This is a genomic window from Halomarina rubra (assembly GCF_023699475.1).
GTDB lineage: Archaea > Halobacteriota > Halobacteria > Halobacteriales > Haloarculaceae > Halomarina > Halomarina rubra.
This window is the reverse complement of the sequence record NZ_JALXFV010000003.1, coordinates 449,176-474,727: the sequence shown is the minus strand read 5'-3', so window position 1 is coordinate 474,727 and position 25,552 is coordinate 449,176. Positions and strand designations below refer to the sequence as shown.

Below are 25,552 nucleotides of genomic sequence, written 5' to 3'. Positions count from 1 at the left end.
CCGCCGTTCGAACGCCCTCCCAGTGAGCGTCGTCACGAACCTGCTGTACCTGCTCGTCGTGCTGGGCCTCGGCGTCGCCGGGCGCTCGGTCGGCCTCCTGACCGACCGGCGGGCGGACCTGCTCACGACCGTCGCGTTCTACGTCGCGCTGCCGGCGCTCGTGTTCGGGTCGACCGCCGGGCAGGACCTCGGCGAGGTGCTCGAACCGCGTCTCGTCGTCGGCTACTGGACGGTGCTGTTCGCCGTCGTCGCCGTCGGCTGGGTCGTCCACCGCCGCGAGTCCTCGTCCGCCGTGCGGAGCGTCGCCGTCGTCCAGTCGTACCACGGCAACCTCGGGTTCCTCGGCCTGCCCATCGTCGCGGCGGCGTTCGGTAGCGGCGTCGTGACCGCCAAGGCGAGCCTCCTGCTCGGCGTCGGCGCGCTGACGCAGGTCCCCCTGACGCTGGGGGTGTTCGCCTTCCTCACCGACGCCGAGACCGACCTCCGCGCGGAGGTCCGGGGTTTCCTCACCAACCCGGTACTGCTCTCGCTGGGCGCTGGCCTCGCCGTCGCCGCACTCGGCGTGCCGGTTCCGGAACCGGTGTCGGCGGGGCTGGGCGTGCTGGCGGAGCTCGCGCTCCCGGTGGCGCTGCTCGCCATCGGCGCGTCGCTGTCGTTCGACCGCGACGCCGTCGACCGCTCGACGGTCGGGAGCGTCGTCGCCGTCAAGATGCTGGTGATGCCCGCCGTCGCGCTCCTCGTGTTCTGGGCACTCGCTGCCGACCCCTCGACGACTCGCGCGGGGGTGGTGATGCTCGCGATGCCGACCGCGGTGTCGACGTTCGTCTACGCGAGCGAACTCGGTGGCGACGCCGACCTCGCCTCGACGAACGTGTTCGTGACGACGGTCGCGTCGGTCGCGAGCGTGCTCGTGGTGCTCCAGTTCGTCGGGTGATGTCGAGGGGGCAGTGGCGCGTCCGGCCGTCGCGCCGGGTTCGCAACCCCCAGCGCTTTCCGACGGTGGGCGCTACTGCCACCGTGCCCGACTTCGGCAACCCCGCCGGCTTCGACGTCGCGACCGTTCTGACTGGCTCCGGACTCACCCTCCTGTTCTCGGCGGCCATCACGATGTACGGCGACCGGTTCGCGTACACGCCCGGAGAGCTGTACGCCATCGGCGGCGTCGTACTGGTCGTCGTGGGCGTGCTCTTCGGTCTCGTGCTCGTCGCGACGGGCAACCGCTGAGCGGTCAACGCGTTCGAGGACGTTCGCCGGTTCACTTTCACCCCGATACGCGAACCCTTAACCGCGAACGCGCGTCAGTATCGCCAAATGGCGGCCAGTAGCGAGTCCGACGCCGAGACCATCGACGGCCCACTCCTCACGCCGGGCCTGCTCCAGCGCCGGGAGTACCAGGCCGAACTCGCCGACGCCGCGCTCCGCGACCACACGCTCGTCTGTCTCCCGACGGGACTCGGGAAGACCGCGGTGAGCCTCCTCGTCACCGCACAGCGCCTCCACGAGACCGGCGGGAAGTCCCTGCTGCTCGCACCGACGAAGCCGCTGGTCAACCAGCACGCCGACTTCTACCGCGAGGCGCTGACGATTCCGGACGACGACATCGTCGTGTTCACCGGGAGCGTCCGCCCCGACGACCGAGCGGAACTGTGGGAGTCCGCGCAGGTCGTCGTCGCCACCCCCCAGGTCGTCGAGAACGACCTCGTCGGCAACCGCATCTCGCTCGAAGACGTCACCCACCTCACCTTCGACGAGTGTCACCGCGCGACCGGCGACTACGCCTACTGTTACATCGCCGAGCGCTACCACGCCGACGCCGCGGACCCGCTCGTGACCGGCATGAGCGCCTCGCCCGGTGGGGACAAGGAGGAGATTCTCGTCGTCTGTGAGAACCTCGGGCTTCGGGAGGTGGAGGTGATGACCGAGGGCGACTCGGACGTGAGCGAGTTCACCCACAAGACCGAGGTGGAGTGGGAGCGCGTCGAACTCCCCGAGGGCGTCATCGAGATACGAGACGCGCTCAACGAGGTCATCACCGACCGCCTGGAGAAGCTCAAACAGTTGGGCGTTACGCGCTCGACGAACCCCGAGATGTCCCAGCGAGACCTCAACTCCATCCGCTCGGAGCTCCAGAAGATGATGAGCAACGACCAGTCGGAGGGCTACCAGGGGATGTCCGCCCACGCCGAGATAATGAAGCTGCGGCGGGCGGTCGAACTCGTCGAGACCCAGTCCGTCGAGTCCCTCCGGCGGTACTTCGAACGCCAGCGCAACGCCGCACGCTCGTCGGGGGCGTCGAAGGCCTCCCAGCGGTTCGTCTCCGACCCGCGGGTCCAGGAGGCGATGCGCCGGGCCGAGCAGTTCGACGACCTCCACCCGAAGTTCCGTCGGGCGCGCATCCTGCTGGCACAGACGCTCGGCATCGAGGAAGGCGAGCGCGTCATCGTGTTCACCGAGTCCCGCGACACCGCCGAGACGCTCACCGAGTTCTTCGGCGAGCACTTCGAGACCCACCGGTTCGTCGGGCAGGGCGACAAGGAGGGCTCCGACGGGATGACCCAGAAACAACAGCAGGAGACCCTCGACGCGTTCCGGAACGGGGAGTTCGAGGTGCTCGTCTCGACGAGCGTGGCGGAGGAGGGTCTAGACGTCCCCGAGGTCGACCTCGTCCTCTTCTACGAACCCGTCCCGAAGGGCATCCGTGCCATCCAGCGCAAGGGTCGAACCGGTCGGCAGACCGAGGGGAAGGTCCACGTCCTGCTCGCCGAGGACACCCGCGACGAGGCGTACTTCTGGATTTCGCGCAGGGAGGAGAAGCGCATGGAAGAGGAGTTGCGGAAGCTGAAGGGCGTCGCCGGCGAGGTCAACGAGGAACTCGGCCAGCACGGCCTCGACGAGTTCGAGTCGGCGAACGAGGCGGAGGCCACCCCGGACGCGTCGCCCGCGGCCGCACAGACCGCGACCAACGGCGGAGCCGACGCCACCGACGACCCGAGCGAAAGTGATGACTCAGTTGACACGAAATCGAGCGAGGGGGCGAAGGCGTCGACCGGAAACGAGGGGGGTTCGGACGGCCAGTCCGGACTCGACGCGTTCGCCGGCCGCGAAGAGGGAGGGGGAGAGCGCCACGAACGCGCGTCCGACTCGACGCTCGACGACGCCACCGACACGGACGACGGCCCCGGCGCGGACGCCACGGTCGCGACCGCCCGCGGTGACGGCGACACCGTCGAGATCGTCGTCGACCAGCGCGAACTCGACTCGACCATCGCCCGGGACCTCTCGACGCGCGACGGCATCACTACTCGGCTGGAGACGCTCGCGGTGGGCGACTACGTGCTCTCGGACCGCGTCGTCGTCGAGCGCAAGTCCGTCGACGACTTCCTCGACACGCTCGTCGGGGGCGACCGCTCGATGTTCGAGCAGGTGAAAGACGGCGCTCGGCACTACTCCCGGCCCGTCGTCGTCGTCGAGGGAGAGGACCTCTACGGCGCGCGCAACGTCCACCCCAACGCCATCCGCGGGGCACTGGCCTCGCTCGCCATCGACTTCGGGGCCTCGATTCTGCGGACGACCGACGAGGCCGACACCGCCGACCTCGTCGAGGTCATCGCCCGACGCGAACAGGAGGAGTCCGACCGCGAGGTGAGCGTCCACGGCGAGAAGGCCGCCAAGACGCTCGACGAACAACAGGAGTACGTCGTCGGCTCCATCGCCGACGTCGGGCCGGTGACCGCCCGCGCGCTGCTCACTCACTTCGGGAGCGTCGAGGCGGTGATGACCGCGAACGAGGAGGACCTGCTGGAAGTGAAGGGTGTGGGAGCCGTGACCGCCGAGCGCATCCGCGAAGTCGTCGGCAGCGACTACGAGTGAGCGTTCGGGAGAAAGTACTTACAGGCGAGTCGATAGGTCAGGTTGTGAACCCCCGAGGGGCCCTGCTCTGTCTAGCCGGCGTTGCACTCGTAGTGGTGCGACCTGGAGACACGATGCTCGGACGGGGACTGTTGCTCGGTGGGGGGTGTATCTACGTCGTGAGCGGTGTGGCGGTGACCGTCGCCGAACGTCTCGAACGCCGATTGACACCGACGGGTGCGACCCTGGTCGCCACGGTTGGGTTCGTGACGGCGCTCGTCGTCAGGGTGCTGTCGTTCACGGCCGGTCGACCCGGTCTGCCACCGTCCGGAGTACAGTTCGACGACCTCGCGTTCGGCGGGCCACTGATTCCGATCTTAGCTGTCGTCGCTACGTCGGTAGTGTTCGCGGTTCTATCGAGTCCAACACTCCGGTTGGGAGTGGCGATGCTAGCCTCGATTCCCTTCGTCTACCCCATCGTCACGGCCGACCAGCGGGGACTCGAAGCCATCGGAGTCGTCTACTTCAGCGGCGTCTTCTTCGGGATGGCGGTGTTGATGAGTGTACCAGTGTATCTGACGGTGAGCGCGCAGCGAGTATCGAGCGACCCGCCTCGGCGAGAGACGGCCGGGTAAGCAGACCTCCACGGTCGCCGTTCGTCCGGGCCTGCCTACTTCTCGGCGTTCCTGACTGCCGCGAGCGCGTCCGCCGCGTCCTCGACCGCGTCGAGGTACTCTCGGGCACGCGCGAGGTCGTCGGTCCGTTCGGCCTCGTCGGCGAAGCGCGTCACCGTGCGGGCGAGCGACGCGCGGGCCTCAGAGAGGTCGGTGTGGGCCGGGTGGGTGGACTGGCCTCGTGGCTCCGGAGCGGCGGTCCGTTCGGGCGTCGGCGTCGCCTCGTGGCCGTCGGTGGTGGCCGTCGAGGACGAGGACTGCGCGGGAGCGGGGCGGTCGGGGGCGGGTGACTGCTCGGTGGGTTGTTCGACGGGCGACGGCTCGGACGGTGGCCGTTCCGATGGGGACTGCTCCGTGGGGGCAGTCGCCTCGGCGTCGGCGGCCTGCTCGGCGTTCTCGGCGGCGACGGTCTCGCGGCCCTCGGTCTGACACGTCGGGCAGAACTCCTCGCCGTTCTGGCGGAAGAGGGGAGCACCGTGGACGTCGCAGTGCTTGTTCGTCATCGTCGCCCCCTGGAGGAGTAGTTCGCTCATCCGTTGGGTCGACTCGCGTTCGCGCTCGTCGTCGGCGAACTGTTCGCGGAGTTTCTCGCGCTCCGCCTCCTTGTCGAACTCGCTCATAGACCACGCTACGGGCGGCTGAACCGAAAAGCGTGGTGGGTGCGCGATTCGGAGTGAGCGTCGCGAACGAGAATCGCGGCTGGCCGAGCGGTGAGTGGAACGAACCGCGAGATGCACGGTGCACTGAGTTTGGCGAGGCCGTCGGTTCCGCTAGAGACCGGCGGCGTTCACCCCGGTGACGAGCGACCGGAGCGAACGAGCGAGAGCCACGGGGGACCGAACGGCGGGCAGTCCCGAACAGTGGTAGCTACTCACGCTCGTTTCGTGACAACGATAGCCACACGGGCGGCGGCCGCGTCGATTGGAAACACCGTGGCCGAGTACCGAGATACGGCGCTTCGAAGCGCTTAACCACTGTCCGCGGGACGTTGAAGGTATGGTAAAAGTGAGCGTCGTCGGAGCGGCCGGCACGGTCGGCGCCGCAGCCGGGTACAACCTCGCGCTGCGTGACGTCGTGGACGAACTCGTCTTCGTCGACATTCCGGACAAGGAAGACGAGACCGTCGGACAAGCCGCCGACACCAACCACGGGGTCGCCTACGACTCGAACACCACCGTCGTTCAGGGGGGCTACGAGGACACCGCCGGGTCGGACGTCGTCGTCATCACCGCCGGCATCCCGCGCCAGCCGGGACAGACGCGCATCGACCTCGCGGGCGACAACGCGCCCATCATGGACGACATCGGCTCGTCGCTCGCGGAGTACAACGACGACTTCGTCTCCGTCACGACGTCGAACCCGGTCGACCTGCTCAACCGCCACCTCTACGAGACGGGCGACCGCGACCGCAACAAGGTCATCGGCTTCGGGGGTCGCCTCGACTCCGCGCGGTTCCGCTACGTCCTCTCCCAGCGCTTCGACGTCCCCGTCAAGAACGTCGAGGCGACCATCCTCGGCGAGCACGGCGACGCGCAGGTCCCGATGTTCTCGAAGGTCCGCGTCGACGGCGCGGACCCCGAGTTCGACGCGAGCGAGCGCGAGACCATCCTCGAAGAGCTACAGGAGTCCGCGATGGACGTCATCGAGCGCAAGGGCGCGACCCAGTGGGGACCGGCGACCGGCGTCGCCCACATGGTCGAGGCCATCCTCCGGGACACGGGTGAGGTGCTGCCCGGCAGCGTCGTCCTCGACGGCGAGTACGGCTACGAGGACACCGCCTTCGGCGTCCCCGTCAAACTCGGCGCGAACGGCGTCGAGGAGGTCGTCGAGTGGGAGCGCGACGACTACGAGGTCGAACTGATGGACGACGCCGCCGAGAAGCTCGCCGACCAGTACGAGAAGATCTCGTAACCCGGTCGCTCCACCATCGATTCTTCCGACGCGACGCCACGACCAGCGTCGGCGACGCTCTCCCGCTCGGCAGTTCGTCACCGCCCTGGGGAGCCGTGGGCGGGTCCCGGTCCGTCGACTCCCGGCGGCGTCCACAGCCCCTGTTCGCGGTCCAGCAGCGTCACCACGACGACGTGGGGGAGGGTCAACACCGCCAGCAGGACGAGGTAGACGGCGACGAGCGCTGCGAGGCTGCCGTCGGTCGGGACGGCGAGGAAGAGCGCCGCGAAGACGACGAGTGCACCCACCGTGAGCGGGGCGGCGTCGCGGGCGAACCGAACGACTCCGGGGCGCAGGTCACCGGCCGCCAGCGCGCGGGTCGCGGGCCGGTCGAGGACGACCAGTCGGGCGATATGCCGCACCGAGTGCCAGAGACAGAAGTAGAGACCGACCGCGAGGACGGGTGGGACGACGAGGAAGTACCCCCAGAGCAGGGTCGTCTCGACGGCGTCGAGTCGCCACGACACGCGGGCGGCCCCACCGCGACGCCGGGCGTGGACGAACCCCAGTACGAGTGTGGCCAGCGAGAGTGCGCCGAATCCCACGGCGACGACGAGTCGCGTGCCGGGCGCGAACGCGGGGGCCAGCGCGTCGGCAGCGCCGGCGTCGAACAGTCCGACGACGTCGGTGGCGACCCGACGGTAAGCGACTGGCGCGCCAACCAGCGGGACGACCATCGGGAGGCCACCACGGACGACCACGGCGAGCGCTCGCTGGGAGCCGGTCCGGAGGTGCGTCGTCTCGACGAGGTCGACGAGCGCGTAGAGGTCACCCTGCCCCCAGTGGAACCACGTCAGAGCGACGAAGACGACGAAGGCGGCGGCGGGTGCGACCCACCAGCCGAGCAGGTACGCCCCGCCGAGGACGAGGTACAGCAGTCCTACGCGCGCGAGGGCGTCGCGGGCCGGCCCGGTGAGGAGTGCGCGGAGGCCGGCGTCGGCGAGGGTCCCCCGAGCACGCAGCAGCGTGACGTGGTCGACCGCGCCGTGTGGCAGTCCGAGTACGAGGACGCTCGCGGCGAACGGGAGGTACAGCAGCGCCCGGGGAACCGTGAGACCGAGCGCGAACGGAACCGCGACGGCCACGAGGAGGAGCCACACCGGAAGGAACACCGCCCGTCGGAGGGTTCGGCGGGCCGCCGACGCCGTCTCCACGGTCATCGCTGTCGCGGGGCCGGTCGTGGCGTGGGGTCGGCCGCGGGGGTTGGCCGGCGCTCGGCGGACACCGCGAGCACCCACTCGAACAGGAGCAACCCCTGGACGACCAGCAGGTTGGTCACGAGGAAGAACGTCGCCTCCTCGACGGGGAGACCCAGCGGCGCGAGACCGGTCGTGAACTCGGAGTTGATGACCCAGATACCGAGCGCGATGGCGACGGCGTCGGCGACCCAGAGGTACAGCGTCGGGACGGCGACGGCGAGGACGAACGGGCGGCGGGACGCCCAGAGAGCGTGACCGCCGAACCCCCACTGGAAGGCGAGGACGGGAGCCGCCCAGACGAGGATGGCACCCAGGTAGTAGCCCGCGTCCGTGATCGTGAGTGCGCCGCCCGCAACGGCGAGCGCACTCCAGAAGAGGACACCGGCGGCCCGCGGTCGCCACCCACCGGCGGTCGCCGTGTCGACGCTCGCGACGGTTCGATGGTACCACAGCCCCGTCAACACCGGCTGGAGGAGGAAGAACACGTACTCTTCGTAGGGGGCCTGCCAGACGCGGCCGAGGACCGCGTCGGGCGGGTACGACCAGACACCCTGCGCGATGAGGTAGTTGTCCCACGGCGTCGTGTAGACGAACGCGATGCTCGCCAGTAGCGCGATGCCCGCCGCTCGTCGACGCGTGAGTCGTGGGCCGATGACCACGAGGAAGACGAGAGCGGGGACGACGAACACCAGGTGGAAGCCGAGATAACTGAGCGCCATCCGACGACTGTCACCGAGACGTACGGTCGACGACGAGAAAAGCCTACGTTCGTTTCCCACTCGAACGTCGTCCGACAGACCCAGAAACGGGAATCTCGGACCCGTGGGTGGGCGAGTCGAGTGCTCGTCGACACACGGTCGGGGCGTGCCGACGGGGGGCGGTGGGACGGTGAAAACGTCGGCTAGATTATCTGCTCGCCGTCGTCGTCGAACACCTTGATGGCGTCGACGGGACAGACCCGCGCGGCGAACTTCGCGTCCAGTTCCGCGTCCGCTGGAATCTCGCGGCTGAACACGCCGTCTTCTACCTCCTCACTGTCCTCCAAGACGGCCTTCCCGGCGTCCATGTCCTTCGAGAAGCCGTCCCACTCGGCGACACACTGGTACATCCCGATGCAGGTGTCCCGGTCGTACTCGATGCGCATACGCGAGGTTCGTCGGGGGGTGAGAAAGGGGTGGCGCTCGGTGGGAGACGCCACGGCGGTTCTCACGTGACCAGTTCCACTTTCGCCGCGACTGCCGAGCGTTTAAAAACCATCGCGCGTTATGCCCGTCAATGAACGTCGACGACGTCCCCGAGGTCCCCGAGTGGCTGCCAGGACATCTCCGGGACGACGGTATCGAGGAGCTCTATCCGCCGCAGGCCGAAGCCGTCGAGAAGGGCGTCACCGAGGGCGACAGCCTCGTCGCCTCCGTCCCGACCGCGTCGGGCAAGACGCTCATCGCCGAGTTGGCGATGCTCTCCAGCGTCGCTCGTGGCGGGAAGGCACTCTACATCGTCCCGTTGCGCGCGCTCGCATCCGAGAAACAGGAGGAGTTCGAACAGTTCGAACGCTACGGGCTCTCGGTCGGTGTCTCGACGGGTAACTACGAGTCGGAAGGCGAGTGGCTCTCCTCCTCGGACATCGTCGTCGCGACCAGCGAGAAGGTGGACTCGCTGGTGCGCAACGGTGCGTCGTGGATCGACGACCTCTCGTGTGTCGTCAGCGACGAGGTCCACCTCGTCGACGACGCCCACCGTGGCCCCACGCTGGAAGTCACGCTCGCGAAGCTTCGGCGGTTGAACCCGAACCTCCAGACCGTCGCCCTCTCGGCGACGGTCGGCAACGCCGAGGAGATGGCCGACTGGCTGGACGCCGAACTCGTCGACTCGGACTGGCGACCCATCGACCTGCGGACGGGCGTCCACTACGGGCAGGCGCTCCACTTCGACGACGGCGAGAAGCGCGAACTCCCCGTGCGGGGTAACGAGAAACCCACCTCGGCTATCGTCCGGGACACGCTCGACGAGGACGGCTCGACGCTCGTGTTCGTCAACTCCCGGCGCAACGCCGAGGGTGCGGCCAAGCGCCTCGCGGGTGTCGTGAGCGAGACGCTCTCGAACGAGGAACAGGAGGCGCTCGGCGAGGTGGCCGACGCCATCCGGGAGGTGAGCGACACCGACACGAGCGACGACCTCGCGGCAGCCGTCGAACGCGGTGCGGCGTTCCACCACGCGGGGCTCGCCCGTGACCACCGCTCGCTCGTCGAGGGGGCGTTCCAGGACCGCCTCATCAAGGTCGTCTGTGCGACGCCGACGCTCGCGGCGGGGGTCAACACGCCCTCCCGACGGGTCGTCGTCCGCGACTGGCGACGCTACGACGGCTCCGTGGGTGGGATGGCTCCCCTCTCGGTGCTCGAAGTCCACCAGATGTTCGGGCGGGCGGGCCGCCCCGGTCTCGACCCGTACGGCGAGGCCGTCCTGCTGGCGAACAGCCACGACGAACTCGACGAACTGTTCGAGCGCTACGTCTGGGCCGACCCCGAGGCCGTCCGGTCGAAACTCGCCGCCGAACCCGCCCTGCGGACGCACGTCCTCGCCACCGTCGCCAGCGGGTTCGCCGACTCCCGGTCGAGCCTCCTGAGCTTCCTCGAACGGACGCTGTACGCGACCCAGACCGACGAACCGGGTCGCCTCGAACGCGTCACCGACGACGTCGTCGCGTACCTCGTCGCCAACGAGTTCCTCGAGAAAGAGGGCGACAGCCTCGCCGCCACCAGCATCGGCCACACCGTCTCCAGACTCTACCTCGACCCGATGAGCGCCGCCGAGATAATCGACGGGCTCCGCGGAGCGACCGACGCGACCGCGATGGGTCTCTACCACCTCGTCAGTCGCACGCCGGACATGTACGACCTCTACCTGCGCTCGGGCGACCGCGAGCAGTACACGATGCTCGCGTACGAACGCGAGTCGGAGTTCCTCGGCGCGATGCCCAGCGAGTTCGAGGACGCCCGGTTCGAGGACTGGCTGTCGGCGCTCAAGACCGCACGGATGCTCGAAGACTGGGCCGGCGAGGTCGAAGAGGACCGCATCGCCGAACGCTACGGCGTCGGCCCCGGCGACGTCCGCGGGAAGGTCGACACCGCCGAGTGGTTGCTGGGCGCGGCCGAACGCCTCGCCGGGGAACTCGACCTCACCATCGCCCCGGCCATCCGCGAGGCCCGCGTCCGGGTGAAACACGGCGTCGGAGAGGACCTCATCGACCTCGCCGGGGTGCGAGGCGTCGGTCGCAAACGCGCCCGGCGGCTGTACGAGGCGGGTATCGAGGACCGCTCTGACCTCCGCAACGCCGAGAAGTCGGTCGTCCTCGGTGCGCTCCGCGGTCGCCGGCAGACCGCCGAGTCCATCCTGGAGAACGCCGGGCGAGAGGACACCTCGATGGACGGCGTCCGCGAGGACCCCGACGCGAAGTCGACCGCGCTCGCCATCGAGGCCGACAGGGCCGAGCAAAGCTCGGCGAGCGGCCGGACGCAGTCCGGCAACGACCCCGAGGAGGAGGACCAGACCAGCCTCGGTGACTACTGATGCGGCTGGTCGAGGGGCGGGCGACCGTCGAGTCGGTCGACGCGTTCGTCGCCGAGTTGGGCGACGTCGGCGACGAGTACGGCTGTGCGGTCCAGGCGTTCGACGCCCGCGCGGTCGTCGACGAGGCACACCTCCGGCGGGCGGTGGAGTTGGCCGACCGCGCGTTCGAACGCGGCGAGAACGTCGCTCGTGACCGGGGCGTCGAGATACTGCTGTACGCGGCGGGTCGCCGGCAGATAGACCAGGCGCTCGCGCTCGGCGTGCGCGAGGGGGAGGTACCGGCGGTGGTCGTCGTCCACGCGAGCGAGGAGTCGGGAAGCGAGCGGGCGGCCGCCGAGGCGGTCTACGACCTGCTCGCGCCCGCCGAGACGCTCGGCGAGTACGACGAGCAGCGGGTCCGTTCGTTCTACGACGTCACCGACGCCGAGCGGGCGGCGACCGACGCGTCGCTGTCCGAACTCGTCCGCGAGCGGGTGGCGTTACTGACCGTGGAGAAGTAGGGAGATTCGAGCGCAGCGAGAATCTCCGAGAAGCGAGCGGGGAGCGACGCGACCCGCGAGCAGCGTCGTTCGGAGAGAGTGAGCGCAGCGAACGAGCGAGAACCACGGCCAATCGAGCGACGACCGCAGTGAGCCGCGAGTAGGGAGAGTCGAGCGCAGCGAGAGTCGCCGAGAAACGAGCGGCGAGCGTCACCGACGGGTCGTCACTGCGCGTCCGGTGCGTGGTCGATGAGGACGACGGCCTCGCCCTCGATGACCGCGTCCTCGCCGCTGCGGACGCGGGTGGTGAGTCGGAATCGGTCGTCGCCGAACTCCTCGACGATCTCGACGTCGGCGGTGATGCGGTCGCCGATGCGGACCGGTCTGAGGAACTCGAGGTCCTGTGAGAGGTAGATGACGTTGCCCGGGAACCGGGCGAGCGCGGCGCTGATGAGGCCACCGACGAGCGTCCCGTGGGCGATGCGACCCTTGAATCGGGTGTCCGCTGCGTACGACTCGTCGAGGTGGAGCGGGTTGGTGTCGCCGCTGGCGGCGGCGAAGCGCTCGACGTCGCGTTCGGTGATGGTCTTGGTGAACCGGACGCCGTCGCCGACGGTGACGTTCTCGCGGGAGTGGACCGTCCGTTCGGTGTCCCACTCGGGGAGGTCCTCGCCCGGTTCGAGTCGTTCTTCGGTGTCGGCGTCGCCCGTCGGCGCGTCACCGTCGGCCGACATCGGGACGCCGAAAGCCGCGGCCGTCGCGCGGTTGGCGGCGACCACACTGTCGACGAACAGCTCCGACGTCTTGACCCACGGTTCGAACAGCGACGGGGGCGTGTAGCTCATTCGGCCACCCCTTCGACCCCGTGCGTATTAATCACGCGCCTCGTGGCCGGAACGTGAACTGTGCCCATAGGGACACGAACGGGCCGAGCACAAAAAGCCGTTTCGCCCGTTGCCAACGAGTGGTATCAGATGGTATCAGATGGTGAATCAGAGCAACGCTTAAGTCTCGGAGCCTCCTGACATCGAACGACGATGTCCGACGACCGCGACCCGATGTGGCCGCCCGCGCTGTTCGCGCGGGAGTTCCAGGAGGCGTCCGAGGAGGCGCTGGACCGCCAACAGCAGTACTTCCAGCGGATGCTCGACGCCAACGGCCTGGGCGGGATGGGCGACTCCGTCCCGTCGCAGTTGGGCGCGATGAGCCAGTTGGCGATGTTCAAGACCCGGGTCCAGAGCGGCGGCCGGATTTCGATTCCGGACGCCGAACGAGAAGCCCTCGACATCGAAGAGGGAGACATCGTGCAGACCGTCGTCGTACCGATCAAACGAAACCGAGGAAACTCAGATGACTGACAACAGCTACACCGGACCGATGAGCACCGCATTCGAACTCCAGCGCGACGCCGTCAAGCAAGGGCAACAGGCGTTCGAGCGCTCGCTGGACTTCCAGCGACGCATGAACCACGCGATGCTCGACGGGATGGACACTCAGGAGGAGACCCAGCGAACGGGCGTCGAGTTCGCCCGCGACGGCATCCACGCGTACCTCGACGCCGTCGAGACGATGAGCGCCCCCGGCGTCGGCACGCGCGGCGTCCGCGAGATGCGCCGCTCGGTCGACGAGGGGTTCGACAACCTGCTGGAGGCCCACGAGGAGGCGTTCGACGCCGCCGGCGAGGGGATGGAGCGCTCCGTCGAGGAGTACGAGGAGTTCTCCGAGGCGTACCTCGACGCGCTCGAAGCGCAGGTCGAGGCCCTGTTGGAGGCCCACGAGGACGTCCAGGAACGCACCATCACGACGATGGAGGAGTCCCTGGAGCAGTACGAGCGCCTCCAGTCGGAGATGGAGGGGCAGGCCGAGGAGATGAGCGACGCCTTCGAGCGTCAGAGCGAGCAGTTCCGCGAGACGTTCGAACAGCAACTCGAACAGTACCGCGAGCAGGTCGACCGCATGCAAGAGCAGGTCGAGGAGCTCCAGCGCCGGAGCCAGGAGGAAGAATGAGCGACCAGGCGCAGTTCAACTGGCTCAACATGGCCGAGCAGATGAACGAGGCGATGGCGCGCTCCGTCGAGCAGAACATGGAGGCGCAGGCCAAGTTCATGGAGTCGTGGACCCAGGGCGTCGAGCAGGCGATGCTCGACCAGGACCAGCTCGAAGAGAGCGCCGAGTCCTACGCGAGGGCCTACGAGGTGTGGATGGACGCCGCCGACCAGATGTACGAGCGCGTCACCGACGCCGCCGAGGGCGAGGACGTCTCGTTCACCGAGTTCCGCGACATCTGGCTGCGCAGCGCCAACGACGCGTTCAAGGAGGTCATGGGGACGACGGCGTTCGCCGCCTCCCAGGGCTCGATGGTCGAGGCGATGATGGACCTCCAACAGCAGACCGACGAGGTCAGCGAGGAGACGCTCTCACAGCTCGGCTTCTCGACGCGCGGCGACGTCGACGAGGTGGCCGGTCGCCTCGTCGAACTCGAGCGCCGCCAGCAGGCCGTCGAGGACCGACTCGACCGCATCCTGGAGCATCTGGAGGACGAATGAGCCGCGAGGACTCGACGCCCAACCCGTTCGACCTGGCCGTCAACACCCAGCGCGAACTGCTGGAGGCGACGACGGGCGCGTTCGAACGCAGCGAGGTCGTCGACGACCGACTGGAGACCCTCCAGTCCGTCGAGGTCGGCGAGACGCCCAGCGAGGTCGTCTACACCGAGAACAAGCTGGAGTTGCTTCACTACGAGTCCCAGAGCGACGAGCAGAACGAGGTGCCCATCCTCGTCATCTACGCGCTCATCAACAAGCCGTTCATCCTCGACCTCCAGCCCGACCGCTCGGTGGTGCGTCGCCTGCTCGAAGCGGGCCACGACGTCTACCTCATCGACTGGAACGAGCCGTCGCGGCTCGACCGCCACCTGACGCTCGACGACTACGTCAACCGCTACATCGAGAACTGCGTCGACGTGGTCCGCGAACGCTCGGGGCAGGACGCCATCAACGTGCTGGGCTACTGCATGGGCGGGACGATGTCTGTGATGTACGCCGCGCTCCACCCCGAGAAGGTGAAGAACCTCGGGCTGATGGCCGCGGGCCTCTGCTTCGAGGAGAGCGGTGGCGTCCTCGAGACGTGGGGCGACGACGAGTACTACGACCCACGGGACGTGACGGAGGTGTACGGCAACATGCCCAGCGAGTTCCTCGACGTGGGGTTCGCGCTGATGGACCCCGTCGCCAACTACGTCTCGAAGTACGTCCGCCTGTACGACAACGTCGAGAACGAGGACTTCGTCGAGAACTTCGCCCGCATGGAGCGGTGGCTCTCCGAGGGTATCGACGTCGCCGGCGCGGCGTACGTCCAGTTCCTCGAGGACATCTACCAGGACAACAAGCTGTACAAGAACGAGCTGGAGCTCGACGGCAAACACGTCGACATCTCGAACGTCGACATGCCCGTCCTCCAGATTCTCGGCGAGTACGACCACCTCATCCCGCCGGGAGCCTCGAAACCGTTCAACGACGTCGTCGGCAGCGACGACGTGACGGTCATCGAGTACCCGACGGGCCACATCGGCCTCTCCGTGTCGGGCAGTTCCCACAAGGAGGTCTGGCCGAAGGTCGCCGAGTGGTACCACGAGAAGAGCGGAGACGGCGACGCCGAGGGCGCGTTCGACGACGTGGCCGAATCGGAGGACGTCGAGGTCGTCGTGGAGAGCGAGGCAGGGGCCGACGTCTCCGACGACGTCGAAGAAGCGAGCGCCGACGTCGAAGAAGCGGAGGCCGGTCCGGCAGGCACCGAGGGCGAAGACGTCGAAATCGTCGACGGTATCGGCCCGACGTACGCCGAACGACTCCGAGCGGCGGGCATCGCGACCGTCGACGACCTCGCCAGCGCGGACGTGGCGACGGTCGCGGAGGCCGCAGAGGTCGGCGAGGCACGCGCTCGGGAGTGGCTCGACGGCCTGACCGAGTAGCCCGCCGGCGGTTTTCTCCTTCGTCTGACACGAGAAAGTCCTATCACCCCTCGCTCTCAGACTGCTACTATGCGAAGTGAGATGCTCTCGGGTCAGACCTGTCTCGTCACCGGCGGTTCACGCGGTATCGGGCGCGGCATCGCCCTCGAACTCGGCGAACACGGCGCGAACGTCGCCGTCAACTTCCGCTCCTCGGAGGGTGAGGCCGCGGAGGTCGTCGACCGCATCGAGGACGCTGGCGGCCGGGCCGTCACCGCCCAGGGCGACGTCGCCGACCACGCGCAGGTCGAGGCGATGTGCGAGGACGTCCGCGACGCGTTCGGGCCGGTCGACGTGCTCGTCAACAACGCCGGCATCACCATCGACAAGACGTTCAAGAACATGACCCGCGAGGACTGGGACCGGGTGATGGACGTCAACCTCGGCGGCGTGTACAACTGCACGAACTGTCTGTTCTCGGACCTGCTGGAGTCCGACCAGGGCCGTCTCATCAACATCTCCAGCGTCGTCGGCCAGCAGGGCAACTACGGGCAGGCCAACTACGCGACCACCAAGTCGGGGATGTTCGGGTTCACCCGCACTATCGCCCTGGAGATGGCCCGCTCGGGGTCGACCGCCAACTGCGTCGCCCCGGGGTTCGTCCAGACCGACATGCTCGACGAGGTGCCAGAGCGCGTCCAAGAGAAGATCTTGGAGCGGATTCCGCTGCGCCGGTTCGCGAGCGTCGAGGACGTCAGCGGCATCGTCCGTTTCCTCTCCTCGCCCGAGTCGAGCTACATGACCGGCCAGGTGCTCGCCGTCAACGGCGGGATGGAGTGGTGAACGGCCAGTTCTGAGGACACGGTTCTGAACGGGCCGCCCGCTCAGTCGTCGTCGCGGTCGACGACGGCCTCGGGGGCGCGTTCTCCGGCTTGCACACCCCAGAGCGTCGCGTAGAGGCCATCTTCGGCGAGCAGTTCGTCGTGGGTGCCGCGCTCGACGACCCGGCCGTCGTCGAGGACGAGGATGAGGTCGGCGTTCTTCACCGTCGAGAGGCGGTGGGCGATGACCAGCGTGGTGCGGTCGGCCGACAGGCGGTCGAGCGAGCGCTGGATGAGCGCCTCGGTCTCGGTGTCGACCGCCGAGGTGGCCTCGTCGAGGACGAGCACGGGCGGGTCCTGGAGCACCGTGCGGGCGATGGCGATGCGCTGGCGCTGGCCGCCCGAGAGCTTCACACCGCGTTCGCCGACGCGCGTGTCGTAGCCGTCGGGGAGGTCGCGGATGAACTCGTGGGCCTCGGCGGCGCGGGCCGCGTCGCGAATCTCGTCCGCGTTCGCGTCGAAGTGGCCGTACTCGACGTTCTCGGCGATGGTGCCGTCGAACAGGAACGAGTCCTGACTGACGTAGCCGACGCTGTTGCGGAGGCTGTCGACGGTCACCTCGTCGAGCGCGTAGCCGTCGAGGCGAACCTCGCCCTCGGTGGGTTCGTACAGGCGCAAGAGGAGTTTGAGGAGTGTGGACTTCCCTGCACCCGTGGGGCCGACGACGGCGACCGTCTCGCCGGGGGCGGCCTCGAAGGTCACGTCGTGGAGCACCGTCTCGCCGTCGGTGGCGCGGGCGGCCGCGCCGTCGGTCGCCGGCACGTCGGCCTCGTCGGGCGCGAGGGGCAGTTGGCCCTGGTAGGCGAAGTCCACGTCGTCGTACTCGACGCGGCCGGCGACGTCGGTCAGTTCGACGGCGGTGGGGTCGTCCTGCACCCGGACCGGGATGTCCATCAGCCCGAAGACGCGTTCGGAGGAGGCCTTCGCGTTCTCGTACTGGTCGACGATGTTCGACACCTCCGCCAGCGGCGTGACGAACCGCTGGGTCATGAACAGGAACGTGATGAGCGCCCCTTCCGAGAGCGCGAGCGAGAACGGGCCGGGCGGCCCGGCGAACACCCAGTAGCCGCCGACGAGGAACGTGACGGCGAACGAGAGGCCCGCGAGCATCTCCATCCCCGGTCGGTAGAGGTAGTTGAGTTTGAGCACCGCCATCGTGTCGTCGAACAGTCGGCGGGAGGCACCGCGAACCCGCGACACCTCGTAGTCCTCGCTCCCGCTGGTCTTGATGAGTTCGACGCCCGACAGCGCGTTCTCCAGGCGGGTGTTGAGGTCGCCGACCGTCGCCCGCTGGGAGACGTACAGCGGTTCGGCCAGGCGCATGAACCCGGCCGTCGCGAGCACCATCAGCGGGACGGCGACGAGCGTGACGAGCGCGAGTTGCCAGTTCAGCCAGAACAGCACGCCGGAGATGCCGAGCACCATCACGACGAGTCGCGCGGAGTTCATCAGCGCGTTGTCGAGGAACATCTCCAGGTTCTGGGTGTCGTTGTTGAGCACCGACATCACCTCGCCGGTCTGCTTGTCGTCGAAAAAGGCCATGTCCAGCCGTTGCATCTTCTCGAAGCTGTCGACCCGGACGGTGTGCATCACCTCGTGGGCGAACAGGTTGGCGGCGACGCCGTACACCCAGGTGAACACCGCGGTCACGACGAACGCGCCGGCGATGAGCCACACCGAGAGCCAGAACTGCCCGAGGTCCGCGCCGGGAATCCAGCCGGCGGGCACGAGCGGGAGGGTGTAGGTGCCGTCGTTGAACACGCCGTCGACGGCCGCCCCGAGCACGAGCGGGGGAATCAGGCTGGCGAGTCGCGCGACGAAGTTGCCGCCCATCCCGACGGCGAACCAGCCGAGACGCGGGCGGCCGTACTCCCGAAACAGTCGATAGAGGGGCCGTTCGACGCGCGCACGGTAGGCGTCGAACGGGTTCTCGTCGTTCACACTGAAAGATCAGCTGCGGACGACATACGTGCCACGATTGCGAGTGCCGTGGGACGGGTTCACTCGGCGTCGTCGTCGGACCGTCGACCGTCGGCGTCGGTCACCCCGGCCCCCGACTTCTCGGTCGTGTCGGTTGCCGACTCCTCGGGCGTGGTGTCGGTCACAGGGTCGGCCGTACCCTCCTCGTCGGACTCCTCGGCGAGCGCGTAGCGCGGGATGACCTCCGGTTCGGGCGTGTAGCGGACGGCGGCGTCGACGCGGAACACGTCGGCGAGCAGTTCCTCGGTGACGACCTCTCGGGGCGGCCCCCAGTCGTACGGTTCGCCGTCGCGGAGCGCGACGAGGTAGTCGGCGAACCGGGCGGCCTGCGCGATATCGTGGAGGACGACGCAGACGGTGACGCCCTCGTCGGCGTTGAGTTTCCGGAGCGTCTCCAGGACGCGCAACTGGTGGTGGAGGTCGAGGAACGTCGTCGGTTCGTCCAGCAGGAGCACCTCGGTGTCCTGCGCGAGCACCATCGCGATCCACGCCAGTTGGCGCTGCCCGCCGCTCAACTGGCCGAGTTCGGCGTCCGCGAGGTGGTCGACGCCTGCCAGCGACATCGCGCGCTCGACGGCCCGGTCGTCGGCCTCCGAGAGCGAGTCGAACAACCCCCGGTAGGGGTACCGGCCGTGGTAACAGAGGTCCTCGACGGTGAGCGTCGACGGCGAGTCGTGTTCCTGTGAGAGGTGGCCCAGTTCGCGGGCGAGTTCCTTCGAGGAACGCTCCTGGAGGGCCCGACCGTTGAGGACGACCCCCCCTCGCTCGGGGGCGAGTTCGCGAGCCAGACACTTCAACAGGGTCGACTTGCCCGACCCGTTCGGCCCGACGAGCGCCGTGATTTCCCCCTGTGGAACGTCGAGCCGCGCACACTCGACGATGGGGTCGTCGGTCGAGGGGTAGCCGATGGCGAGGTCCTCGCCGACGATGGCGCTCCCGGCCGACTCGTCGTGTGCGGGCGTGGCCCACCGGGTGTCGGCCCCGTCCGGGTCGACCGATTCGCCACCGTCCGCCGCGGGCTCGCCGCCGCCGGTCGTCGGTCCCTGCGTCGAGTCCTGGTCCTGCCGGCTCATAGCTCACCCATCGTGTCCTGTTTGCGCATGAGGTAGAGGAAGTACGGCCCGCCGACCAGCCCCGTCACGATGCCGACGTGGAGCTGTTGGGGCTGGTCGAACACCACCTCGAAGAACAGCCGTGCGCCGACGTCCGCCGCACACAGCAGCGCGGGGCCGACGAACAGACAGCCGACGATGAGCTTCCGGTAGTCGCTCCCGACGACGTTCCGGACGACGTGGGGGACGATGAGACCGACGAAGCTGACGATGCCGGCGACGGCGATGGAGGCGGCGGCCGCGACGATGGCAACGACCGAGAGGCCGAGGCGCATCCGCTCGACCGGCATCCCGAGCGAACGGGCGGTCTTCTCCCCGAGCAGGAGGACGTTCAACTGCCGGGCGAGGAGGAGGGCGAGGACGACGGCGAGGAGCGTCCCCGGGAGCGCGACGCGGACCTGGCCCCAGCCGACGCCGGTGAGCGACCCGGTGGTCCACGCGAGCGCCTGCTGGACGACGCCGATGTCGCTGGCGAACGTGAACAGCGCGCGCTGGAGCGACTGGAACACCGTCGAGACGACGACGCCCGCGAGGACGAGGCGGACGGGACTGGTGCCGCCCTTCCAGGCGATGGCGTAGACGAGCGCGAACGCGATGGCCCCGCCCAGCGCGGCGGTGAACGGGAGCAACGCGGTCGGGTCGAGGACGACCGCGCCCGCCGTGAGCGGGACGACGAACGTGGCCCCGGAGAACACGACGAGCGTCAACAGGACGGTCAGTCCCGCCCCCGAGGAGACCCCGAGGATGAACGGACTGGCGAGTTCGTTGCGGGTGACCGCCTGGAAGATGGCCCCCGACACCGCCAGCGCCATGCCGGCGAGGATGGCGACGAAGACGCGGGGCAGTCGGATGTTCCAGACGATGTTCGTCGCCGTCGCGAGGTCCACCTCGGCCGTCGAGAACCCGAGCGTGCTCGCGACGATGTTCCCGAGGCCCTCGCCGAGCAGGAACCGGAAGAGGACCTGCGGGTTCGTCCAGACGGCCGCGTCGGCGACGGCCCCCCACGCTTCGGGGATGCTCATCGAGTACGTCCCGAAGCTCACCTGGACGAGCAGGCTGGCGACGACGACGAACGAACTCCCGAGACAGAGCGATAGCAGTCGGCCGTCGACCAGCGAGGCGCGTCCCCGCTGGCGGTCGGTGGCCGTGTCGATGTCGGTCGCCATTCGATTGCGTTTAGGTACCCCTAAAACACGGAAAACCGTTTCGGAGTCGGCGTCCCCACGGCGTCACCCCTCGCTCGGCCAGTCGAGGCCCTCACGAAGCGCCTCGCGGCCCGACGCGACCCGTTCGTCGCGCTCCGTCGCGGTCGTCTCGAACGCCAGGCGGTCGGCCTTGACGGCCTCGCTGACGCGTTCGAAGCGTTCGTCGGAGACGGCCTCGGGGCGGGTGTCGGCGAGCCACGCGTCCATCGACTCGTGCCACTCCGCCTCGTCGTAGCGCCCCTCGGGGACCGACCAGTCGTAGTACGTCGCGACGGCGTCCCACCAGCCGTCGGCCCGGCGGCGGTTCGAGACGACGGTCTTGCCGACACGCGCGCCCTGCCCCGCGCAGGCGACGACCTGGTGGGGGCCTTCGGTGAGCCACCCGGCGACGTAGAGTCCGTCGCGGTCGGTCCGGCCACCCTCGTCGACGGCGGTGGGGTCGACGTCCTCGGGGAGGTAGTCGGCGTCGTACGCGGAGGCGGCGACGACCGCACCGGTCTCGACGGCGCGGCCGTCGGCGGTCTCGACGCGGAATCGCGGCGCGTCGTCGCCCGCCGCGAGGGGGACGACGTCGGTGACGGCGTCCTCGACGACGCTCCCGCCGGCGTCCTCGACCTGCGTCCGCCCGACCGAGAGGAGTTCTTCGGGGGTTATCGCGGGCAGTCCCAGGTAGTTCTCGACGACGTACGCCTGGCGGATGGCGGAGGGGCCGCGGTCGAACACGAGCGTGTCGAGGTCGTACCGGGCGGTGAACAGCGCCGCCGAGAGACCGGCCGCCCCACCGCCGACGACGACCACGTCACGCTGCTCGTCCGCGGCGGCCGTGTCGGCGGCGTCGGCGACGGCGGAGGCGTCGGTGTCGCTCGCGGGCGGGTCGGTCGTCACGGCTCAGTTGCCGGTGACGACGCTCGCGAGTTCGTCGCGGTCGAACAGCTCGCCCGAGAACTGGTCGGGGAAGTACGCCTGCGCGAACCGCTCGGTCAGGAACAGGTTCTGGATGGGCCCCTCGTAGATGGGGCCGCCACGGAACACCATCCCGTCCTGGACGGCCGTGAGGTCGCTCGCGACGGGGTGTTCTTCCATGAACGCGACGACGGTGTCCTGGAACTCCCCTTCGGTCTTCGTCTCGTGGCCCCGAATCAGGATGGAGTCGGGGTCGACCTCGGCCATCGTCTCGTAGTCGATCTGGCCGCGGTCGTTCGTCGAGAGGCCGCCGATGCCGGTCCCCTCCAGCGCGTCGCCGATGCCGAGGTCGCGGAACTGCTTCTTGTTCGTCCCCTTTCCGGTGATCCGGTACGGCGAGAACGTCTCTGGCTGGTCGCCGCTCCCGAAGGTCAACAGCGCGTTCGGGCGCTCGCCCTCGGCGGGCAGGTTCGACTCGACGGTCGAGAGGACGTCGTCGTGGAACGACGCGAACGCCTCGTAGCGCTCCTGTTCCTGAAACACCTGCGCGACCTTCTCGAACGCCTCGTACATCGAGTAGTACTGGTAGTCGTGCCAGTCGTCCGTCCGGCGGAAGATGGTGTTCCCGAGGAACGGCGCGACGTTCTCGCTCACGTCGTCGACGTCGGACTGCGCCCACCCGCTGAAGTTGTTCAGCAGCCAGTTCGGGTCGACGAGGTGGAGGTCGCTGTCGAGTTCGTAGAACAGCTCCTTGTCGATGCCGTCCTGGTACATGTTCGTCAGCGACGCCTTGTCGAGACTGACTCCCGAGAGGTCGTCGTAGTAGCTCGTGTAGTAGCGCGCCTTCTGCCCGACCGTGTTCACGGCGTCGCCGTGACCGAGCGCGACCGCCATGTCGGCGTAGCCCGGGCAGTAGACGGCCACCGCCTCGGGCACCGACTGGAACTCGACGGTACCGACCGGCTCCATCGACACCGAGTACGAGCCGCTCTCGGTCGACTGCTGGTTCTCGGTCGATTCGGTGGTCGTCCCCTGGCCCCCGGCGTCGGTCCCTCCATCGGTCCCCGCGTCGGTCGGGTCCGCGGTCGGTGACCCCTCGCCGGAGCCGCCGTCGTTCGTACAGCCTGCGAGCAGCGCGCCCGCCCCGACCGCACCGCTCGCCAGCAGGAACTGTCGTCGCGTCCGGTGGTCGTCCATACGGTTTAGGCCAACCTAATCCACTATAAGCCCACCGAAGTTTCGGCGTGCCTAAACCCTCGGTGCGCGGTGGCACACCGCGGCGGGTCGAGGGGATGGTGTCGGCGGGCGGAGCTATTTCACCCCCCGCCCCGTCGCGCCGGGTATGGCCGACATGTCCGTCGAGGAAGCGATGGAGCAGTACGGACCCAGCGAGATAACCCCCGAGGACCTGCTGACGGTCCCCGACCCGGACTTCACCGAGGAACACGTCGCGTTGGTCACCGGGGCGGCGAACGGCATCGGTCGGGCCATCGCGCTCGGGTTGGCCGCCAACGGGTTGACCGTCGTCGGGACGGACGTCGACGAGGACGGACTGGCCGAAGTCGAAGAGACGACCGAGGACCTGGAACTCGACGGCCGGTTCATGGGTGCACCGGGCGACCTCACCGACGACGAGGCCATGCGCTCGGTCGTCGACGCGGCCGCCGAGGAGGGCGCGATTCGCTACCTCGTCAACGTCGCCGGCATCCAGCACATCGCCCCCATCGCGGAGTTCCCGATGGAGAAGTACGACCAGATGCACGCCATCATGCTCCGAGCACCGCTGCTGTTGACGCAACTGTGCTGGCCGCACTTCGAGTCGGCCGGCGGGGGCGTCGTCTGTAACATGGCCTCCATCCACGGCCACTACGTCACCCGCGACAAGGTGGCGTACAACGCGACGAAGTTCGGTCTCCGGGGGCTGACGCAGTCGACCGCGGCCGAGGGCGAGGGGGCGATTCGCGCGTTCACCGTCAGTCCGACCTACGTCAAGACCGAACTCGTCGCCAAACAGCTCCCGGACACCGCCGACGCCCGCGGGCTGACCGTCGACGAGGCCGTCACGCAGGTGTTGCTCGAACAGGCACGCACGAAGGAGATGATGGAGCCCTACGAGGTGGCGAACGTCTGTACGTTCGGCCTGTCGAGACACGGCCACTACATCAACGCCGGCGACCTGCTGCTCGACGGCGGCTACACCCTCACCTACGAGTAGTCACCGAGCGGTCGGGGCCGACGGTGTGGCGACGCTCCCGTCGGACCACCCCGCTCACTCCAGCCAGTCGACGAACGTCCCCTCGACCAGCGTCTCGCGTTGCTGGTCGATGTAGTCGCTCTGAGTCGCGTAGATGGCCTGGTCGAACGGCGCGCCGTCGGCGACCAACTGCCGGACGCGGTCGTGTTTCCAGGAGGCGGGGGTCACCCAGCGGTCGACGCGGGCGGCCAGCGGCGCGATGTAGCGGTCGATCTCGCGCTCGGAGAGCCCACGCAGTGCCAGTCCGTCGCGGGCGGACTCGAGCAGGTCGTCGAACAGCACCTCGGCGTCGGTCGTCTCCTCGCCGTCGGCGGTCACCCAGCGGAACTCGCCGTCGAGGCCGTCGCGGACGGCCGCGTAGAAGTTGTCGCGGGCGGCCTCCCACGGGAGGTCCGTGAGCGGGTGGTCCCGAGCGTGGAGGCTCTCCAGCAGGCCGGCGTAGGCGGCGAGGAAGGCGACGGTGTCCCGGACCGTCGGCTGACCGGGGATGGGCCGGAACTCGATGCGGGCGTTGGCCGCCGACCGGGTGGGGCCGTCGAAGACGGGGCGGACCCACCGCCAGTACGACCCGTGGGTGTGGCGGAGGTGGGCGAACCGGTCGTCGAACCGCCCCGACTCGTCGGTGAGCATCGGGACGACGGTGCGGTCGGCGGCGATGTCGTCGATGGCGTCCTCGACGCTGTCGAAGTCCGGCGGGAACCGGACCTTGTTCTCGCCGCCGGTGTTGAGGAACGACTCGAAGATGCCGACGCGACACTCCATCCAGCCGTCGTCGAGGACCGTCTCGGGGTCGGCGTCGTACAGTTCGGGCGGGACGAACGGCGAGTTGACGCCGAGCGCGAGCAGCGGCCCGGCGACTCGCAGCGCGTACGCGAAGTAGTCGGGGAGGTCGGGCGCGTGTGAGACCTGATAGTGCGGCTGGATGGAGGTGATGAGGCTCTCGGGCATCACCGTGTCCGCCGACAGCGAGACGTGGGGGACGTCCAGTTCCATCCGGATGCCGCCGTCGACGTTCGCCATCGCGTGGTAGCGCACGGCGTCGGACATGTTGGTGGCGATGCGGACACCGCCGTCGTCGACGCTGTCGGAGAGGTACTTCCCGGCGGACTCGCCGACGGGCGGAATCGTCCAGATGCCGTCGGAGACGAGGTCGATACCCGACGAGCGGGTCTCCCTGAGCGCGGCGTCGAGACGCGCCTGGACCTCCGCGGTCTGCGAACGCAGCCCGTACTTCGAGAGCGGTTGGGGCGTCGTCTGCATCTCGGCGTTGTGGAGACCCAGTTCCTTCTCGAAACCGATGTACTCCAGCAGCCGTCGGGGGACGCGCTTCAACGTGTGGTCGTCGGTGTCGACGCCGTAGAACTCGTACTCCAGACCGACGATGCCCTGTGGGTTGTCGAACGTCCCGTCCCGGACCTCGTGCTTCAGGTCCTCGGCTTCCCGTTCGACCCGCCGCTGGAACTCCTCGGCGTCGACCGAGAGCACCTCGGACACCTGTGTGGCGAGGTCTGAGGCTGTCATGTCAGGCTCCACGCGGGGCGAGGATTTCA

General features: G+C 68.6%; 24 protein-coding genes. 13 read left to right on the top strand and 11 right to left on the bottom strand.

What is annotated here, in order from left to right:
* The first annotated feature begins 22 nt into the window (after positions 1-22).
* The 4 genes from M1L36_RS07625 (at position 23) to M1L36_RS07610 (ending at position 4,484) form a co-directional block, all read left to right on the top strand.
* Positions 23-934, top strand: a complete 912-nt coding sequence (locus M1L36_RS07625) for an AEC family transporter (protein WP_250873111.1) — start codon at positions 23-25, stop codon at positions 932-934.
* A gap of 83 nt (positions 935-1,017) precedes the next feature.
* Positions 1,018-1,224: a hypothetical protein gene (locus M1L36_RS07620; RefSeq protein ID WP_250873110.1), complete on the top strand. Its 207-nt coding sequence runs from the start codon at positions 1,018-1,020 to the stop codon at positions 1,222-1,224.
* An 87-nt stretch (positions 1,225-1,311) separates the two neighbouring features.
* On the top strand, positions 1,312-3,870 hold the full coding sequence (locus tag M1L36_RS07615) for a DEAD/DEAH box helicase (protein WP_250873109.1): 2,559 nt from the start codon (positions 1,312-1,314) through the stop codon (positions 3,868-3,870).
* A 113-nt stretch (positions 3,871-3,983) separates the two neighbouring features.
* Positions 3,984-4,484: a hypothetical protein gene (locus tag M1L36_RS07610; protein WP_250873108.1), complete on the top strand. Its 501-nt coding sequence runs from the start codon at positions 3,984-3,986 to the stop codon at positions 4,482-4,484.
* Between the two features lie 35 nt (positions 4,485-4,519).
* On the opposite strand, the gene M1L36_RS07605 is transcribed toward M1L36_RS07610, so the two are convergent.
* Positions 4,520-5,143 carry an Sjogren's syndrome/scleroderma autoantigen 1 family protein gene (locus M1L36_RS07605; protein ID WP_250873107.1) on the bottom strand — a complete coding sequence of 208 codons (624 nt, stop codon included), beginning with the start codon at positions 5,141-5,143 and terminating at the stop codon, positions 4,520-4,522.
* Positions 5,144-5,519: 376 nt separating this feature from the next.
* Between M1L36_RS07605 and mdh the strand changes: the two genes are divergently transcribed.
* Positions 5,520-6,434, top strand: coding sequence for a malate dehydrogenase (gene mdh, locus M1L36_RS07600; protein ID WP_250873106.1), 915 nt, complete (start codon positions 5,520-5,522; stop codon positions 6,432-6,434).
* Positions 6,435-6,511: 77 nt separating this feature from the next.
* Here the strand turns inward: mdh and M1L36_RS07595 are convergent, their stop codons facing one another.
* The 3 genes from M1L36_RS07595 to M1L36_RS07585 form a co-directional block, all read right to left on the bottom strand.
* Positions 6,512-7,633 (bottom strand): Brp/Blh family beta-carotene 15,15'-dioxygenase, encoded by a 1,122-nt coding sequence (locus tag M1L36_RS07595; RefSeq protein ID WP_250873105.1) that lies wholly within the window; start codon positions 7,631-7,633, stop codon positions 6,512-6,514.
* Positions 7,630-8,391 carry a lycopene cyclase domain-containing protein gene (locus M1L36_RS07590; RefSeq protein ID WP_250873104.1) on the bottom strand — a complete coding sequence of 254 codons (762 nt, stop codon included), beginning with the start codon at positions 8,389-8,391 and terminating at the stop codon, positions 7,630-7,632. Before M1L36_RS07590 ends, M1L36_RS07595 begins: the two co-directional genes overlap by 4 nt.
* Positions 8,392-8,573: 182 nt before the next feature.
* The gene (locus M1L36_RS07585; protein ID WP_250873103.1) at positions 8,574-8,816 is read right to left on the bottom strand and encodes a ferredoxin; all 243 of its coding nucleotides are present in this window, start codon (positions 8,814-8,816) and stop codon (positions 8,574-8,576) included.
* Positions 8,817-8,947: 131 nt separating this feature from the next.
* Between M1L36_RS07585 and M1L36_RS07580 the strand changes: the two genes are divergently transcribed.
* Entirely contained in the window at positions 8,948-11,239 is a 2,292-nt protein-coding gene (locus M1L36_RS07580) for an ATP-dependent DNA helicase (protein WP_250873102.1), read from the top strand.
* A complete protein-coding gene (gene cgi121 / locus M1L36_RS07575) occupies positions 11,239-11,739 on the top strand; it encodes a KEOPS complex subunit Cgi121 (RefSeq protein ID WP_250873101.1) in 501 nt (166 codons plus the stop codon). The genes M1L36_RS07580 and cgi121 overlap by 1 nt, the downstream gene beginning before the upstream one ends.
* A gap of 203 nt (positions 11,740-11,942) precedes the next feature.
* Here cgi121 and M1L36_RS07570 read toward each other — a convergent pair whose 3' ends face one another.
* On the bottom strand, positions 11,943-12,563 hold the full coding sequence (locus tag M1L36_RS07570) for a MaoC family dehydratase (RefSeq protein ID WP_250873100.1): 621 nt from the start codon (positions 12,561-12,563) through the stop codon (positions 11,943-11,945).
* Between the two features lie 192 nt (positions 12,564-12,755).
* On the opposite strand from M1L36_RS07570, the gene M1L36_RS07565 reads away from it, so the two are divergent.
* The 5 genes from M1L36_RS07565 (at position 12,756) to M1L36_RS07545 (ending at position 16,510) form a co-directional block, all read left to right on the top strand.
* Positions 12,756-13,076, top strand: a complete 321-nt coding sequence (locus M1L36_RS07565; protein ID WP_250873099.1) for an AbrB/MazE/SpoVT family DNA-binding domain-containing protein — start codon at positions 12,756-12,758, stop codon at positions 13,074-13,076.
* A 19-nt stretch (positions 13,077-13,095) separates the two neighbouring features.
* A complete protein-coding gene (locus M1L36_RS07560) occupies positions 13,096-13,725 on the top strand; it encodes a hypothetical protein (RefSeq protein ID WP_250873098.1) in 630 nt (209 codons plus the stop codon).
* Entirely contained in the window at positions 13,722-14,264 is a 543-nt protein-coding gene (locus tag M1L36_RS07555; RefSeq protein ID WP_250873097.1) for a poly(R)-hydroxyalkanoic acid synthase subunit PhaE, read from the top strand. The genes M1L36_RS07560 and M1L36_RS07555 overlap by 4 nt, the downstream gene beginning before the upstream one ends.
* Positions 14,261-15,688: a class III poly(R)-hydroxyalkanoic acid synthase subunit PhaC gene (gene phaC, locus M1L36_RS07550; RefSeq protein WP_250873096.1), complete on the top strand. Its 1,428-nt coding sequence runs from the start codon at positions 14,261-14,263 to the stop codon at positions 15,686-15,688. The genes M1L36_RS07555 and phaC overlap by 4 nt, the downstream gene beginning before the upstream one ends.
* Before the next feature lie 81 nt (positions 15,689-15,769).
* Positions 15,770-16,510 carry a beta-ketoacyl-ACP reductase gene (locus M1L36_RS07545; protein ID WP_250873459.1) on the top strand — a complete coding sequence of 247 codons (741 nt, stop codon included), beginning with the start codon at positions 15,770-15,772 and terminating at the stop codon, positions 16,508-16,510.
* A gap of 41 nt (positions 16,511-16,551) precedes the next feature.
* Here the strand turns inward: M1L36_RS07545 and M1L36_RS07540 are convergent, their stop codons facing one another.
* The 5 genes from M1L36_RS07540 to M1L36_RS07520 all read right to left on the bottom strand — a co-directional run bounded on the left by M1L36_RS07540 (position 16,552) and on the right by M1L36_RS07520 (position 22,945).
* Positions 16,552-18,489 carry an ABC transporter ATP-binding protein gene (locus tag M1L36_RS07540; RefSeq protein WP_250873095.1) on the bottom strand — a complete coding sequence of 646 codons (1,938 nt, stop codon included), beginning with the start codon at positions 18,487-18,489 and terminating at the stop codon, positions 16,552-16,554.
* A 59-nt stretch (positions 18,490-18,548) separates the two neighbouring features.
* Positions 18,549-19,601, bottom strand: a complete 1,053-nt coding sequence (locus M1L36_RS07535; RefSeq protein ID WP_305794376.1) for an ABC transporter ATP-binding protein — start codon at positions 19,599-19,601, stop codon at positions 18,549-18,551.
* The gene (locus M1L36_RS07530; protein ID WP_250873094.1) at positions 19,598-20,806 is read right to left on the bottom strand and encodes a FecCD family ABC transporter permease; all 1,209 of its coding nucleotides are present in this window, start codon (positions 20,804-20,806) and stop codon (positions 19,598-19,600) included. Before M1L36_RS07530 ends, M1L36_RS07535 begins: the two co-directional genes overlap by 4 nt.
* Before the next feature lie 63 nt (positions 20,807-20,869).
* Positions 20,870-21,730, bottom strand: a complete 861-nt coding sequence (locus tag M1L36_RS07525; protein WP_250873093.1) for an FAD-binding protein — start codon at positions 21,728-21,730, stop codon at positions 20,870-20,872.
* A gap of 3 nt (positions 21,731-21,733) precedes the next feature.
* Positions 21,734-22,945 carry an ABC transporter substrate-binding protein gene (locus M1L36_RS07520; protein WP_250873092.1) on the bottom strand — a complete coding sequence of 404 codons (1,212 nt, stop codon included), beginning with the start codon at positions 22,943-22,945 and terminating at the stop codon, positions 21,734-21,736.
* A 154-nt stretch (positions 22,946-23,099) separates the two neighbouring features.
* On the opposite strand from M1L36_RS07520, the gene M1L36_RS07515 reads away from it, so the two are divergent.
* Complete coding sequence (locus M1L36_RS07515; protein WP_250873457.1) at positions 23,100-23,963, top strand: SDR family oxidoreductase; 864 nt, start codon at positions 23,100-23,102, stop codon at positions 23,961-23,963.
* Between the two features lie 54 nt (positions 23,964-24,017).
* On the opposite strand, the gene M1L36_RS07510 is transcribed toward M1L36_RS07515, so the two are convergent.
* Positions 24,018-25,523, bottom strand: coding sequence for a glutamate-cysteine ligase family protein (locus M1L36_RS07510; protein WP_250873091.1), 1,506 nt, complete (start codon positions 25,521-25,523; stop codon positions 24,018-24,020).
* Positions 25,524-25,552 lie beyond the last annotated feature (29 nt).

What these genes read in the sequence shown, in the direction of transcription:
- M1L36_RS07615 (WP_250873109.1), top strand. Translation starts at nt 1,312, where the DNA reads ATGGCGGCCAGTAGCGAGTCCGACGCCGAGACCATCGACGGCCCACTC.
- M1L36_RS07610 (WP_250873108.1), top strand. Translation starts at nt 3,984, where the DNA reads ATGCTCGGACGGGGACTGTTGCTCGGTGGGGGGTGTATCTACGTCGTG.
- M1L36_RS07605 (WP_250873107.1), bottom strand. Translation starts at nt 5,143, where the DNA reads ATGAGCGAGTTCGACAAGGAGGCGGAGCGCGAGAAACTCCGCGAACAG.
- mdh (WP_250873106.1), top strand. Translation starts at nt 5,520, where the DNA reads ATGGTAAAAGTGAGCGTCGTCGGAGCGGCCGGCACGGTCGGCGCCGCA.
- M1L36_RS07595 (WP_250873105.1), bottom strand. Translation starts at nt 7,633, where the DNA reads ATGACCGTGGAGACGGCGTCGGCGGCCCGCCGAACCCTCCGACGGGCG.
- M1L36_RS07590 (WP_250873104.1), bottom strand. Translation starts at nt 8,391, where the DNA reads ATGGCGCTCAGTTATCTCGGCTTCCACCTGGTGTTCGTCGTCCCCGCT.
- M1L36_RS07585 (WP_250873103.1), bottom strand. Translation starts at nt 8,816, where the DNA reads ATGCGCATCGAGTACGACCGGGACACCTGCATCGGGATGTACCAGTGT.
- M1L36_RS07580 (WP_250873102.1), top strand. Translation starts at nt 8,948, where the DNA reads ATGAACGTCGACGACGTCCCCGAGGTCCCCGAGTGGCTGCCAGGACAT.
- cgi121 (WP_250873101.1), top strand. Translation starts at nt 11,239, where the DNA reads ATGCGGCTGGTCGAGGGGCGGGCGACCGTCGAGTCGGTCGACGCGTTC.
- M1L36_RS07570 (WP_250873100.1), bottom strand. Translation starts at nt 12,563, where the DNA reads ATGAGCTACACGCCCCCGTCGCTGTTCGAACCGTGGGTCAAGACGTCG.
- M1L36_RS07565 (WP_250873099.1), top strand. Translation starts at nt 12,756, where the DNA reads ATGTCCGACGACCGCGACCCGATGTGGCCGCCCGCGCTGTTCGCGCGG.
- M1L36_RS07560 (WP_250873098.1), top strand. Translation starts at nt 13,096, where the DNA reads ATGAGCACCGCATTCGAACTCCAGCGCGACGCCGTCAAGCAAGGGCAA.
- M1L36_RS07555 (WP_250873097.1), top strand. Translation starts at nt 13,722, where the DNA reads ATGAGCGACCAGGCGCAGTTCAACTGGCTCAACATGGCCGAGCAGATG.
- phaC (WP_250873096.1), top strand. Translation starts at nt 14,261, where the DNA reads ATGAGCCGCGAGGACTCGACGCCCAACCCGTTCGACCTGGCCGTCAAC.
- M1L36_RS07545 (WP_250873459.1), top strand. Translation starts at nt 15,770, where the DNA reads ATGCTCTCGGGTCAGACCTGTCTCGTCACCGGCGGTTCACGCGGTATC.
- M1L36_RS07535 (WP_305794376.1), bottom strand. Translation starts at nt 19,601, where the DNA reads ATGAGCCGGCAGGACCAGGACTCGACGCAGGGACCGACGACCGGCGGC.
- M1L36_RS07530 (WP_250873094.1), bottom strand. Translation starts at nt 20,806, where the DNA reads ATGGCGACCGACATCGACACGGCCACCGACCGCCAGCGGGGACGCGCC.
- M1L36_RS07520 (WP_250873092.1), bottom strand. Translation starts at nt 22,945, where the DNA reads ATGGACGACCACCGGACGCGACGACAGTTCCTGCTGGCGAGCGGTGCG.
- M1L36_RS07515 (WP_250873457.1), top strand. Translation starts at nt 23,100, where the DNA reads ATGTCCGTCGAGGAAGCGATGGAGCAGTACGGACCCAGCGAGATAACC.
- M1L36_RS07510 (WP_250873091.1), bottom strand. Translation starts at nt 25,523, where the DNA reads ATGACAGCCTCAGACCTCGCCACACAGGTGTCCGAGGTGCTCTCGGTC.